Origin of the sequence: Aquimarina pacifica (assembly GCF_000520955.1) — a bacterium.
Classification (GTDB): domain Bacteria; phylum Bacteroidota; class Bacteroidia; order Flavobacteriales; family Flavobacteriaceae; genus Aquimarina; species Aquimarina pacifica.
In genome coordinates, this window is the sequence record NZ_JACC01000013.1 from 13,772 (window position 1) to 27,597 (window position 13,826).

Sequence of the window (13,826 nt, forward strand, 5' to 3'; positions counted from 1 at the left end):
GAGGCTTATGTTAATTAACAAATAAAGTTTTAGGAAAAACAGAAATATTTTAAATTCTAGTAATATCGCATCAATACATAAAATAAACAGAACATATTATGCCTACACCAGCACTTCTTGAAAAATTTATACATGCTGTGGAAACAACTCCTCACGATACCGTAATAGAAAAGTTCTATACCGAGGACGCATCTATTCAGGAAAATCAAAATACTCCCAGAATTGGGAAAAAAAACCTAATAACAAATGAACAGAACATGCTTAAAAAAGCCACTTCTGTAACTTCAGCATGCGTTCGTCCCTTTTTCATAAATAACGAAAACGTAATTATACGATGGAAATTCAGATTTGAATGGAAAGACAATTCTGTTAGTGAAATAGAAGAAATTGCTTATCAAACCTGGAAAGGAGATAAAATAATGGCAGAACAATTTTTCTATGATCCAAAACAATTTATTCCGAACAAGAAATTAGACTAATATCACTTTTTACAAAGTGAGATTAGTCCTATTGTTTATAACATATAAATCTAATATGTAAATTCTCCGAACTCACTTGTAATTGTAAGTTTCTTTTCTTCTGAAGCTTCTACTCTACCAACAATTTGCGCGTCGACATTAAAGCTTTTAGAAATTGAAATAACTTCAGCCGCAATTTCTGGTGATACATATATTTCCATTCGATGCCCCATATTAAAGACTTGATACATTTCTTTCCAGTCTGTTCCTGAATTTTCCTGTATTAGTTTAAACAAAGGAGGAACATCAAATAAATTATCTTTTATAATGTGTAGGTTATCTATAAAATGTAGAATTTTAGTTTGGGCACCTCCGCTACAATGAACCATCCCATGAATTGTTTCGCTATCAAATTTTGAGAGCATTTTTTTAATAATAGGGGCATATGTTCTTGTAGGTGACAAAACGAGTTTTCCTGCATCAATAGGAGCACCTTTAACATCATCAGTCAGCTTTGTTTTACCACTATAGACCAATTCTGAAGGTACCGAAGGATCAAAACTTTCTGGATACTTTTCTGCTAAAATTTTACTAAACACATCGTGTCTTGCAGAAGTCAACCCATTGCTTCCCATCCCTCCATTATATTCTTTTTCATAGCTAGCTTGCCCAAAAGAAGCCAAACCAACAATGACATCTCCTTCTTTTATATTGGCATTATCAATAACATCCTTACGTTTTATACGAGCCGTTACGGTAGAATCTACAATAATTGTACGCACTAAATCACCTACATCAGCAGTCTCACCACCTGTAGAATGTATCTCTACTCCGAACCCTTTAAGTTCTTCAAGAAGCTCTTCTGTACCATTAATAATTGCTGATAGGACTTCTCCCGGGATTCGGTTTTTATTTCTTCCAATAGTTGAAGAAAGCATTATATTATCTGTTGCACCTACGCAAAGTAGATCATCAATATTCATGATTAATGCATCTTGTGCAATACCTTTCCATACAGATATATCTCCTGTTTCTTTCCAGTACATGTAGGCCAAAGAAGATTTTGTACCCGCTCCATCTGCATGCATAATCAAACAATATTCCTCATCCCCAGTAAGGTGATCAGGAACTATTTTACAAAATGCTTTAGGAAAAAGACCTTTATCTATATTCTTAATTGCACTATGTACGTCCTCTTTGGACGCAGAAACTCCACGCTGCGCATAGCGTTTACTTACTTCTTGGCTCATTTTTAAGTATAATAACTATAGTAGAGCACAAAGATAGTTGAAATTCTGAATTCAGAATTCTGAATTCAGAATTTATTATTCCCAATCGGGCATTGACGCATTTTCTAACAGGATAGTTCGTACTTCAATATCAGAAATCGATAGTTTTTGTACGCTACGTTCTGAGATTCCGTCATTCGAAGTATTCACAAAAATCACGCTAGCTTCATTTGGTGAAAATCTCGCATCAAGATCATTTGTCCCTGAGGTCTTATCTACTGATAAGTCCGTATTTGTCATATCACCAAAATTATAAAGAAACATACGTGAGTCTAATTGACGATAATTCGCGGTTTCTGACCCTGAGACATCCCTACTGTAAAGTAACTGAGTCCCATCTACCGAAAGATTGATACTACCTGCAGCACCATTTTCACCGGTAAGTACAACATCTAATACGGTTCCTGACTCATCAATTGTGAAAATCTGAACACCATAACCATCTAAATTATTAGTTTTCAGCACAATAACACCAGTATCTTCATTCTTATCTACTTCGGTTATCAAATCTCCTGTCGTTTGGTATAACAAATCTAGACCACTACCATCAACATTAATAGTATATAGTTTATTTTGATTAGGAAATAAAATTTTTGCCCCATCTGCATCCCAAGAAAAATCAACTTCTTCTAAGTTAAAACCGGATACACCTACGGTAGAGGTTACCTGTTCTACTTGAGAGCCATCCTCATTCATTATGAATACATGTGTTTGAGAACCTACCGACTGTAAAAAGGCTATTTTTCCTGTGGTGCTATTTCTCCTAGGTCTAAAACTATTTTTTGAACTAGAAGTAAGCTGTAATTCTGTATTTCCGTCCTCATCTGCAGAATAGATAATACTATTACCATCTTCTATCCTACTAAAAACAAGCCTATTGTTAGGCGGAAAAATTGTCTGAAAAGCATTCGTTGTACTATTAATAGGATCATTAATACTATCGGTAGCACTAACTTGCCAAAAATATTTGACCCCATAGGATAGCTCAGAAATTGTATACGTCGTATCTGTAATATTCTCAAAAACTTCTACATTGGTATCCTCATCATTCCTGAGCGTCAATGTATAATACAGGTCATCATCTTCTGGATCGCTTGCAGTCCAAACAAATTCTACATCTACAGGAACATCAGTACTATTATCAGCTGGAGTTACCAATGACACGACTGTTGGAGGGCGATTATTTGCTGTTGAGACATCCATTTCTAAAACTACTTCGAGTTCGCTATCAACCAATACACTTACTCCTTCAAAAACAGTTAATAAGTCTTCGCGTTCTGCCGAGAGTGAGTACTCCCCTGATGGCACATTTTCTATGATATAAACTCCGACATCATTTGTAAAAACAGTACTTGTAGCAGGATTTGTTGATATTTTCACATTTTCTAGAGGCTCATTAGTCCCTACACGAACTACTGTACCTGTTATAGAACCTACACCTTCTAAATCAATAGTATCCTCACTGCAAGAAAATACAACCGCTAGCAATAGAATACTTACAACTTTTGTGATATATTTTTTCATTCGTTTAATCAATTTTCTTTTTCTTTATTGTGTTTCCAAAATACCACTGAATACCTAAGGAGAAATCAAAATATTGATCATCTCTTTTTCCTTGTGCCACAGTATCTAGTTCATCACTCATTACCAAATTATGCATTCCATTTACAGAAATTCCTATCGAATCAGATAATAGGTATTCAATCCCTGCACCATATTGTAGTTTAAACAATGAGGTATCAAAATCATCTGTATTAACAACTCCAATTCCGGCCTTTATAAATGGGGATAATTGCTCAAAAGGCAATAAGACTAATTCTGCATTAAGGTTTACTGCATTAAATCCGCTCGAAAAAGCATTCTGATTAGTCAATTCGAATTTATGCAGATTCAAATTCATATTAAGATATGGATTAAAATACCATCGCCCTCCTATTTTTGCAGAGTAAGTAATTTCTGGGTTATTAAAGTCTCCACTAATAAGGGCTGGCCCACCTTCTAAATAGACAGAAGTTTTTGATCTTCTTTCCTTTAAATATCTATTGTACAATGCGGTATTTTGAGCCTCATTTTTTTCTGAGTTGTATTCCTCTACGAGTGCTTCTATATTTTCGGGAGATGTTTTGGCACTCCATAGTTTATCTTCTATCCCTTCTATGATCAATGCCTCGACTGCTTTCTCTATAGCCTCTGAGACGGCAATTTGACCAGGTTCATTCTTAGTAAAACCTGTTTCTGCTTCTAATAACCTACTAAATTTCACATATTTAAAAAAGCTTGCGTCTAATGCCTGAGATAAAATCGTTTTAGACACATATACAGTTTTAAGAATCTTACCATTAGAGGTAGATACTGCACGAAGGTATACCGTTATTCTATCTTGTCTATACTGGGTCGCCCCTCCTATTCCGAAATATCTTGCACCTAAACCTCCTGTTATTATATTAGAATCGTAGGACACAATACCTCCTTCTAGGATCATACCAGCATACAAAAGTGGTGGTAATTGGGGTTCTGAAGTATTATTTGTTTTTTTATACTCTTTTCTGGTAGAACGTATGATATTACGTTCATTGAGTAAATTACTTAAATTCTCTCTTTCTATCGGCACAAACCATTTTGAATCTTCAAGTGCTTTAACCAAAATAGTAGTCGCTCCTTGTGTAACAGCAGTACTAAATGTACTACCTGCATCTGTAGGCTTATATTGCCCTGTTTGATCTCTAAATTTATATACACCCACAACTACCGGATCAACTGGCATTGGAAAATCACGCAATACCTTAGTCATTTTGGTATCTTCTCCGATTCTTGCATTTTCGACACCTATAGGTTGATTAAAATATGTCCCACATCCGAATACCAGAAATGCACAAAAAAATGTGGTAATTACTCTATAAAACTTCAAAAACATTAAAAATCTAATTTGGAATTATTATTTGTGATTGGTCCCCTGTACTCGTATCGAGAATATCAATTACTAAACCTTCACCAGAAGGAAAAATCTCTACGAACAATGTACCAAAATTAAAGGTACCTTCTGTTAAACCATCGTCTCCAAATTGTTCTGTAAATAAGGTTCTGGATATTTGGCTTAACAATTGGCTATTAAGGTTTTCTGTAAACCTATCGAGATCAGAACTCTGATCTGCAGATGAATCACTATCATCTGTAAATGTATTCTGAGCTTCTGCAGAACTAAGAAGCCATTGATAATTAAACGTATCTCCTCCAAAAGCAGGGTTTATGGGTTTGTAAACCAAATCCTGACCAAATGAAAAGCTCATTGTAAAAACAATTAAAACTAATGTGATCGTACTGACTCTCATGATGTGCTTGTGCATTTACTAAAATCTCATTTTGACAATCTCAAAGATATTATTTAGAATTGATTAAGAATGAGAATGGTATTTATTTATCAATTTTTATTTTTTATTAAAAAAAAGAATTTTATCGAAACTCTTTTTTTGAGTGTATACATTGCCTACTGCTAATACTGAAAAATATCTTCTTTTTGCTTTTTCTGATCTTTAAAATACTTATACACTTTTCTTATAGCTACTTTTGACATTTGCTCTAAATACTCTAAATCAGGTTTACCTATAAATTCATGAATCGTTACATCTTCAATTTTTACCTGAATAATAGTGCTTCTCCCAAAGCTTAGTTTCTCTAATACTTCTACAACCTTATTCCCATTAATTTGGTTTTGCGAATAGAGCGAAAAGAAAAATTCATAAAAATCCCTGCCGGGTTTGGTTTTAGTTTCTTCGACAACAATCCCCTTTAATTCGATTCCGTCATTACTAGCTACTTCGCTATTTTTTTCTTCTTTGATAACTTCTTCATTAAATGCCACACGATCTTTACCTACTATTTCTTCTTCTTCATAAATCAATAAAAGAACAACCAACTTTATATCAGGTTGGATCGTTATAGGACTCTTGAACAACTCCTTACTTTCGTTTGGTTCTAAAGTAAATCTTCCCTCTTGTATCTTTTTAGAAATATTAGAATTGTGATCTGTTTTAAAAACAGTAGCCAAATACCGTAAGCTTTTATTAATTTCTGTTGTATTGGTTGCCTTGTAAATTACATTCGTAGAACCATCTATGGCTTCAATATGTATTTTGGCTAAAATATCTGTATTGGTGTATTGGGCAAGTGTAACTTGAAAACAAAAAAATAGCGTATAAAGAATCTTTAGTTTCATTAGTTACTTTCCTAAATTTCAGGAATTAAAAACTTCGAACGATTATTGTTCGAAAATCTCCTGTCATTCTAAATTTGAGATTATTTGACAATTCATTACTTCCGAATTTCTCAAAAATCAAATTATTCCCCTCTTGAATTAACTCTAAGCTTGTAGATCCGAGGGTATCAAAAGAAAAGTCTACTACAGAATTATTATTTCCTGTCTGGGTAATTATTTTAGTAATTTCTTCTGCTGACTCGTTAATATCTATCCTATTTTCATTTCCATTCTGAAGTATAGTTATATTAGATGACACTGCATTTATGTTAGCATTGACGACATTGCTTGCACCTATTTGTTCTATAAAAATCGTATTACTACTCTCAAGAAATTCACTATTAACCTTCTCTGATTGTAATAAGATATCTCTTATCTGAAAAAGTTGAACACTTTGAGATCCTTTTTCTTCAAAAAAATCATCTTCTTTAGTTATATCCTGTGCTATCAACACTGATGTAAAGAAGGTCATCCAAATAAAAACAACAGAAGTAAAAAAGGAAATACGCATCTTTTAAAAAATTTTAAAATAGTTATAAGAAAGAGTTGTGCACTGTACCAAGACCTTGCACAACTCTACATTCTTTTATTGGGTTAACACCATCAAAAACTTTATGGCTTTTACTATTATTCCTAGAAATTAACCTGAGTTACAGTTGCATCATTAAGAGCTCCTGATTGAATGATTGTACTTCTTTGCGAAGTTCCCACCTGTGTTACATAGGTAGAATTATCAGTTCCTAATTGCAGATCTTCGGCTATATTAAGGTCTCCTGATGAATAAATATCACTTACATTTCCGATTCCGTCTTGTGTTGAGAATGCTATATTCTCAAACCCGCTTTGGTAGTGATACACAATATTAGAAATCCCTTCTTGAGATGCTTGTGCAATGTTTGATTCGCCCTCTTGATACTGTAAAGCTACATTATCGCCTCCGAAAGTAGCAAGATTTTGAGTAACATACGCACTATTCATATTACCATATTGTTCTTGAGATATTATATTATTATCTTCTTCGTGTCTGGCATATGCATCATTGCTATTTCCTTCTTGTATTTGCTGAACAAGACCTTCTCTAGATGTAAAAAAAGATCCCTGAACAGAGGTTGCAACATTACTTTCTCCAAACTGAGCTTGGTAAAGTAAATTACCATCTCCTTCTTGACCTGCTGCAGCCGAATTCTCATCACCTACTTGAACTTGTGTAGCATTATTGATACTACCATTTTGCGAAGCTGTAGCTATATTACCTCCACCTTCTTGCTCTTGATAAATTACATTTTCTCCTCCAAAAGCAAATAAATTTTGATCTGCAGATGCACTGTTAGCATTTCCTACCTGAACCTGCTGTACAGTATTATTATCCTCTTCATGTTGAGCATATGCATAGTTCTCATCTCCTATTTGTAACTGATCTACTCTTCCTCCTCTAGAACTGTATGCGCTACTCCCTTGAATAGACAAAGCGGTATTACCAGTACCTTGCTGATCCTGATATGACAAATTATCAGTACCCCATTGCTCTAAATTTACTGTGTTTGCATCCCCTGTTTGAAATTGTAACCCAAAGTTAAAATCTCCTACTTGGAGTACTGAAGCTGTGTTAAAAGATCCCAATTGATAGGTATCGCTATTATTAACAGAACCATCTTGCTCAGCTGTACTTGTATTCGCATCACCTACCTGATACTGTATTGCAGAATTTGAGATTCCGTTCTGAATTATACCTGCACTATTACCATTTCCTACTTGTTCCTGATCTCCATAATTACCTCCTCCAAATGATAACTCATTCTGAACTACACTTGCAGTATTACCATTTCCGTTTTGTATTTGAAATATTACATTATCAGTTTCCTCATGCTGAGCATATGCTGAGTTTTTATCACCTATTTGGGATTGAGATACTAAGCCATTGCTTGAAAAGAAAAAATCATTTCCTTGAATCACCTCAGAACTATTACTATCCCCCTCTTGATCAATTGAAGAATAATTCAAATCACCAATCTGCAAAACATCAACGGCATTACTTGCGCCAATTTGATCTACACTTGACGAGTTTGACTGAGCAATCATTGCTGTTGAGCCTAACAAAACAGCCACATTAAATACTATTTTTTTCATATACTTTAAATTAAAATGATTAATGAGTTCACTACTTCTATTATTTAACCAAGTATTATGTGTGAAGTAACACTTGATTTACGCAAATCTGAATTATAAGATTTGACCAATACTTTACTTTTATATTACAATACAATTTACGTTAAGTACTTGCACTTTTACAGAGAAGATATATACAATAATCATGCATGGTAATCCTCAAAAAAAGCCAAATAAACCCTGCTAAAAAAAATAGATACAAAAAAATATCTTAAAACTTAACTTGGTTTTAACACAACAAAATCCTGGGGTGACAAACAATTAAAGCACCTTGTCTTGAACATTTTAGCTATATCTTGTGACTAAAAGGGGTAGTACAGATTGATATAATGCAATTTTGATATCATCAAATTTATACAAATATTAAGGTTTTTTTTGAGGATTCTTTCATTATTCGATGAAATACATGTCAAAAAACCATAAAAACTAAACTTCTACCATTAATAAAGGCTTTGCGAAATACTAAAGTATTCTTAAAAAAAATAATTGTAATCTGATTCCTACTTTACCTACTAAATAACAGCTCCCTGTATTTGGTAAGCGGCCATAATTCGTCGTCTACTATCAACTCTAACTTATCACAACTATATCTAATCTCATCAAACATAGGCTTTATGGTATTACAATATTGGGTAGCTTTCTTACTTAGATCAGAGAGTTTATTCACTTTTTTCCTTGCTTCGGTCATCTCACTCACTTTAGCATTGATTTTTCCTATGTGAATTGAGATTTCTTCGATGATTTCTATCTGCTCCTTGCTATATTCCTTAAAGTCTTTACCATATAACTCTTTCAAACCTAACACATTATTAATCAATATATTTTGATACTTTATTACAGTAGGAATTACATGATTACGAGAAACATCTGCCAGTACTCTTCCTTCAATCTGAATACGCTTAATATACTCTTCTATCTCAATTTCATAGCGGGCTTCTGTTTCTGTTCTGTTCATTACTCCCATTTCTTCAAAAAGAGTAATATTTTTTTCAGATATTTTGGCGCTTAATGCTTCGGGAGTTGTTTTATTATTACTTAGCCCTCTCTTCTTTGCCTCTTTTTGCCATTCAGGACTATATCCATTTCCTTCAAAAAGAATATTTTTAGATTGTTTTATATATTCTCTTAAAACATTAAATATTGCTTCATCTTTTTTAAGACCTTTCTTATCAATCAAAACATCTACCTCTTTCTTGAAATCAATAAGTTGTTTGGCAACAATTGTATTCAGAATAATCATTGGGTTAGCACAATTCGCTTTTGATCCTACAGCTCGAAACTCAAACTTATTTCCTGTAAATGCAAAAGGAGAAGTTCTATTTCGGTCTGTATTGTCTAATAATATCTCTGGGATTTTGCCTATTACATTAAGTTTAAGATCTGTTTTTTCTTGAGGAGATAACTTACCATCGGTAACTCCTTCTAATTCTTTGAGAACCTTGTTAAGTTGCTGACCGATAAAAACTGACATTATTGTGGGTGGTGCCTCATTAGTACCAAGACGATGATCATTACTTGCTGATGCACTCCCGGCTCTCATTAACTCTTCATTTTCATTAATTGCTTTGATAGTATTAATAAAAAATGTCAAGAATTGAAGTGTACTCATAGGTGTTTTACCTGGACTTAATAAATTAATCCCGGTATTAGTTTCTAAGGACCAATTATTATGTTTTCCTGACCCATTAACCCCTGCAAAAGGTTTTTCATGCAATAACACTTTAAGATGATGACGCACAGCTACCCGCCCCATTACATCCATTAGTAATGAATTATGATCAACTGCAAGGTTTGTTTCTTCAAATATAGGAGCCACTTCAAATTGGTTAGGCGCCACTTCATTATGGCGTGTTTTGACAGGAATACCAAGTTGCATACATTCGATCTCAAGATCCCGCATAAAATTTAAAGCTCTGGCGGGAATAGTCCCAAAGTAATGATCATCTAATTGTTGACCCTTTGCAGATGAATGACCTAACAAAGTCCTTCCGGTCATTACAATATCAGGACGAGAAATGGCAAGCGCGCTATCTATCAAAAAAAACTCTTGTTCCCAACCTAATTGCGCATTCACTTTTTTTACATTCTTATCAAAATATTTAGCTACTGCGGTAGCCGCGTTATCGACTGCTTGCAAAGCACGTAACAACGGTGTTTTGTAGTCTAATGCTTCCCCCGTATACGCAACAAAAACAGTTGGTATACAAAGTGTTGTTTCATAAATAAAAGCAGGAGAACTAGGATCCCAGGCCGTATATCCTCTAGCCTCAAACGTATTTCGAATACCCCCGCTAGGAAATGAGGAAGCATCGGGTTCCTGCTGTACCAACTGGCTTCCCCCGAACTTCTCTATACCCTTACCACTATTACCCAATGTCTCAAAAAAAGCATCGTGTTTCTCTGCTGTTGCTCCTGTAAGAGGTTGAAACCAGTGTGTATAATGCGTCACTCCTTTTGATAACGCCCATTCTTTCATTGAAGATGCGATTTGATCTGCAATACTCCTACTGATCTTCGACCCATTATCTATCGCATCAATAACACTATCATATGCATCTTTAGTTAAATATTGAAGCATTGTAGTTTGATTGAATACATTTTCTCCAAACAAAGCGGATCGCCTTTCTGTTTCTTTTATAACAATCGAATTACGGCGTAATGTTTCTTTTAATGCTTGAAATCTAAGTGTCGGCATAATCGCATAAATTTTAATGCAAATATAGAGTAAGTTTTATTGTCGATTTTAAAAATATATTCTCCAAAAATTAAAAAAAATAAAAAATACCCCAAAAAAAGTAGGGTATTAATAAAATTATAAGAACAAATTAACTTTAACCCTCTCTTTTTTTCATGATTATAAAAAAGAAAGCTAAATTTGTCTACTATAAAGAGTTCAATTTATAAAGTGTTAATTATGAGTAAATCTAAATTAGAGTATATCTGGCTAGATGGTTACAAGCCAACAGCTAATCTAAGAAGTAAAACAAAAGTTGAGGATGATTTTAGTGGTAAGCTAGAAGATTGCCCAATGTGGTCTTTTGATGGGAGTTCTACAAAACAAGCAGAAGGTGGTTCTTCTGACTGTTTATTAAAGCCTGTTGCCATTTATCCTGATCCATCAAGAAATAATGGTTATTTAGTAATGACTGAAGTTTTAAATGCTGATGGAACACCTCACGCATCTAATGCAAGAGCTACAATTGATGATGATGACAATGATTTCTGGTTTGGTTTTGAGCAAGAATACTTTATTATGGACAGCCAAACACAATTGCCATTAGGATTCCCTGTTGGTGGTTACCCTGGTCCACAAGGTATGTATTACTGTTCTGTAGGTGGAAAAAACACACATGGAAGAGATTTTGTTGAGGAGCACGCAGACTTGTGTATCGCTGCTGGACTTAATTTTGAAGGGATCAATCAAGAAGTTGCAAGTGGACAATGGGAATTTCAATTGTTTGCTAAAGGTGCTAAAAAAGCAGGAGATGAGATCTGGATTGCTAGATACTTATTAGATCGTCTTACTGAGCAATTTGGTTGGTACATTGAGTATCACCCAAAACCAATCAAAGGTGACTGGAATGGTTCTGGTATGCACGCTAACTTCTCTAACGAAGTATTAAGAACTTGTGGTTCTAAAGAAGTATACGAAACTATCTGTGAGGCTTTCAGACCTGTTACTAAAGAGCACATAGAAGTTTACGGTGAGTTTAACGATCAACGTTTAACTGGAGAGCATGAAACACAATCTATCAATGAATTCTCTTTCGGAGTATCAGATAGAGGAGCTTCTATCCGTATTCCTATCATTACTGTAGAGAATGGATGGAAAGGATGGTTAGAAGATCGTCGTCCTGCATCTAATGGAGATCCATATAAGATTGCAGCAAGAATTATCAAAACTGTTAAAACCGCAGATGTTACAGCTTTGTTAGCATAACAAAATTGTAAAACACCAATTGTTGGTTAAACGCTAAAAACACCTCTGGAGATCAAACTCTAGAGGTGTTTTTTATTTATAAAATTTAATTTTTTCTAAACTTACTTTATAAAACAAATAAATATCCTAAAACTTAGTCAACCGTAAGGTATTTATCATGTATAAGAAAATTGAAGCTTTAGCATTAACCAACATCACAAAAAAAGTAGTAATCAAATACATTATTGCTATTCATTTTCAGAAAGGTCTGGACCCTACTCTTGTAAAAACAGCCAGTTGTATAAATCGAATCTTATAATATGATTTCGTGAAGGTTTAAAAAATATTGGAATCTAGCACTTCTCTTTTATTCGTTATTTCAAAAAAACCAATGCGATAAAAATACAATATGACGCAAAAATCAAAAGTCCTTTGGGTCTACCTAAAATCATTTTCTTAGGTATAAAAGCCAACGGAAGCAAAATAATTGCAAAACCAAGCATCCAATAAATATTTACATTCATTAAGGTTTCATCTTTAACCATAATGGGCTCAATCAAAGCGGTAATCCCCAGAACTGAAGCTATGTTAAAAATATTAGATCCAATTAAGTTTCCTAAAGAAATTGCTTTTTCTTGTTTTAATGCGGCTATTACAGATGCCGCTAATTCTGGAACACTAGTTCCTACAGCAATTAACGTTACCGCAATTACCCCTTCGCTAATACCCATTTTGAGCGCAATAGTTTCTGCACCACTAACTAAAAATTCAGAACCAAAATATAGCGCAGCGCCACCAATGAGCAACCAAATAACTATTTTGAAATTTGATGTTTTTTGTAAAGCATCATCTACTTCTTCTACCATAGTATCAGAGAACTTTCTGGCCCTTCTTATCAACAGAATTAAATATACAATTAAAGATACAAACAGAAGCATCCCTTCTAACTGAGTCAAAACGCCATCCATAAGAAGTATGTATAATGCAAAAGACAACAAAACCATAACGGGCCAATTGAACTTATAAAAATCTTTATCAATCGCCAATGGACCAATAATTGCCGTGATCCCTAATACTAATCCTATATTAGCAATATTGGACCCAATCACATTCCCCAAGGATATATCAGACAACCCATCTAATGCCGCTTGTATACTCACTAACAACTCGGGAGCAGAGGTAGCAAAAGAAACCACAGTCAAACCAATTACCATACGAGATAATTTAAGCCTAAAAGACAATGCAACAGAGGATCTAACCAAAAACTCTCCTCCAACTACAAGCAATACAAGCCCTACAATAACATAAAAAACACTCCCAATCATAAACTATATTTTTTTTGCGAAGATAAAATAAGTAACCCATTGTTAATACAGTTCATGTTATTTTTTATGAAGTAGGAATATCATAATTAAAAAAATGATCTTCAAAAATTCTGATAAAAAATTAACACACCTACCCCTAAGAATCTGCAATCAACTTTCTTTAACTACTTAAGTTTTTTTGTACTTTTGATATATGACTAAACATGGTTTCATACTACTTGCCAAAATCAACAAATTAATTCTCCCAAGCTATACTAAAAAAGGTCTGGACTTGAGTAAGGCTTCAAAACTTCAATTACTTATTTTTGGATGGAGATTGTATGTAACTAAACGAGCTTTATAAAATTTTCTTTCAGAAAAATTTGATGTTTACAAAATCTTGCAACACTTCTGCTTATTTTTCGTAATTAAGAATAT

12 protein-coding genes are annotated in these 13,826 nt (G+C 33.9%); 3 read left to right on the top strand and 9 right to left on the bottom strand.

Annotated features, from left to right (window positions below; genetic code table 11):
- Positions 1 to 98 precede the first annotated feature (98 nt).
- Positions 99 to 479, top strand: coding sequence for a hypothetical protein (locus tag DZ60_RS0108965; RefSeq protein ID WP_025741752.1), 381 nt, complete (start codon positions 99 to 101; stop codon positions 477 to 479).
- 50 nt (positions 480 to 529) lie between these two features.
- On the opposite strand, the gene DZ60_RS0108970 is transcribed toward DZ60_RS0108965, so the two are convergent.
- The 8 genes from DZ60_RS0108970 to DZ60_RS0109005 form a co-directional block, all read right to left on the bottom strand.
- Positions 530 to 1,708 carry an AIR synthase related protein gene (locus DZ60_RS0108970; protein ID WP_025741753.1) on the bottom strand — a complete coding sequence of 393 codons (1,179 nt, stop codon included), beginning with the start codon at positions 1,706 to 1,708 and terminating at the stop codon, positions 530 to 532.
- Positions 1,709 to 1,783: 75 nt separating this feature from the next.
- Positions 1,784 to 3,271: a carboxypeptidase regulatory-like domain-containing protein gene (locus DZ60_RS0108975; protein WP_025741754.1), complete on the bottom strand. Its 1,488-nt coding sequence runs from the start codon at positions 3,269 to 3,271 to the stop codon at positions 1,784 to 1,786.
- A gap of 4 nt (positions 3,272 to 3,275) precedes the next feature.
- Entirely contained in the window at positions 3,276 to 4,661 is a 1,386-nt protein-coding gene (locus tag DZ60_RS0108980; RefSeq protein WP_034229225.1) for a CsgG/HfaB family protein, read from the bottom strand.
- Between the two features lie 7 nt (positions 4,662 to 4,668).
- A complete protein-coding gene (locus DZ60_RS0108985) occupies positions 4,669 to 5,091 on the bottom strand; it encodes a curli production assembly/transport component CsgF (protein ID WP_241448737.1) in 423 nt (140 codons plus the stop codon).
- Positions 5,092 to 5,237: 146 nt separating this feature from the next.
- Positions 5,238 to 5,960 (bottom strand): CsgE family curli-type amyloid fiber assembly protein, encoded by a 723-nt coding sequence (locus DZ60_RS0108990; RefSeq protein WP_025741757.1) that lies wholly within the window; start codon positions 5,958 to 5,960, stop codon positions 5,238 to 5,240.
- 25 nt (positions 5,961 to 5,985) lie between these two features.
- The gene (locus DZ60_RS0108995; protein ID WP_025741758.1) at positions 5,986 to 6,510 is read right to left on the bottom strand and encodes a hypothetical protein; all 525 of its coding nucleotides are present in this window, start codon (positions 6,508 to 6,510) and stop codon (positions 5,986 to 5,988) included.
- A gap of 122 nt (positions 6,511 to 6,632) precedes the next feature.
- On the bottom strand, positions 6,633 to 8,126 hold the full coding sequence (locus tag DZ60_RS0109000) for a hypothetical protein (protein WP_025741759.1): 1,494 nt from the start codon (positions 8,124 to 8,126) through the stop codon (positions 6,633 to 6,635).
- Between the two features lie 544 nt (positions 8,127 to 8,670).
- Positions 8,671 to 10,860, bottom strand: coding sequence for a glutamine synthetase III family protein (locus DZ60_RS0109005; protein ID WP_025741760.1), 2,190 nt, complete (start codon positions 10,858 to 10,860; stop codon positions 8,671 to 8,673).
- Positions 10,861 to 11,079: 219 nt separating this feature from the next.
- On the opposite strand from DZ60_RS0109005, the gene DZ60_RS0109010 reads away from it, so the two are divergent.
- Entirely contained in the window at positions 11,080 to 12,105 is a 1,026-nt protein-coding gene (locus DZ60_RS0109010; RefSeq protein ID WP_025741761.1) for a glutamine synthetase beta-grasp domain-containing protein, read from the top strand.
- A gap of 353 nt (positions 12,106 to 12,458) precedes the next feature.
- Here DZ60_RS0109010 and DZ60_RS0109020 read toward each other — a convergent pair whose 3' ends face one another.
- Positions 12,459 to 13,409, bottom strand: coding sequence for a calcium/sodium antiporter (locus DZ60_RS0109020; RefSeq protein WP_025741762.1), 951 nt, complete (start codon positions 13,407 to 13,409; stop codon positions 12,459 to 12,461).
- 193 nt (positions 13,410 to 13,602) lie between these two features.
- On the opposite strand from DZ60_RS0109020, the gene DZ60_RS25580 reads away from it, so the two are divergent.
- A complete protein-coding gene (locus DZ60_RS25580) occupies positions 13,603 to 13,752 on the top strand; it encodes a hypothetical protein (RefSeq protein ID WP_034229228.1) in 150 nt (49 codons plus the stop codon).
- The last annotated feature ends 74 nt before the right edge of the window (positions 13,753 to 13,826 follow it).

Coding starts and splice junctions, on each gene's coding strand:
- DZ60_RS0108965 (WP_025741752.1), top strand. CDS start 99: ATGCCTACACCAGCACTTCTTGAAAAATTTATACATGCTGTGGAAACA.
- DZ60_RS0108970 (WP_025741753.1), bottom strand. CDS start 1,708: ATGAGCCAAGAAGTAAGTAAACGCTATGCGCAGCGTGGAGTTTCTGCG.
- DZ60_RS0108975 (WP_025741754.1), bottom strand. CDS start 3,271: ATGAAAAAATATATCACAAAAGTTGTAAGTATTCTATTGCTAGCGGTT.
- DZ60_RS0108980 (WP_034229225.1), bottom strand. CDS start 4,661: ATGTTTTTGAAGTTTTATAGAGTAATTACCACATTTTTTTGTGCATTT.
- DZ60_RS0108985 (WP_241448737.1), bottom strand. CDS start 5,091: ATGCACAAGCACATCATGAGAGTCAGTACGATCACATTAGTTTTAATT.
- DZ60_RS0108990 (WP_025741757.1), bottom strand. CDS start 5,960: ATGAAACTAAAGATTCTTTATACGCTATTTTTTTGTTTTCAAGTTACA.
- DZ60_RS0108995 (WP_025741758.1), bottom strand. CDS start 6,510: ATGCGTATTTCCTTTTTTACTTCTGTTGTTTTTATTTGGATGACCTTC.
- DZ60_RS0109000 (WP_025741759.1), bottom strand. CDS start 8,126: ATGAAAAAAATAGTATTTAATGTGGCTGTTTTGTTAGGCTCAACAGCA.
- DZ60_RS0109005 (WP_025741760.1), bottom strand. CDS start 10,860: ATGCCGACACTTAGATTTCAAGCATTAAAAGAAACATTACGCCGTAAT.
- DZ60_RS0109010 (WP_025741761.1), top strand. CDS start 11,080: ATGAGTAAATCTAAATTAGAGTATATCTGGCTAGATGGTTACAAGCCA.
- DZ60_RS0109020 (WP_025741762.1), bottom strand. CDS start 13,409: ATGATTGGGAGTGTTTTTTATGTTATTGTAGGGCTTGTATTGCTTGTA.
- DZ60_RS25580 (WP_034229228.1), top strand. CDS start 13,603: ATGACTAAACATGGTTTCATACTACTTGCCAAAATCAACAAATTAATT.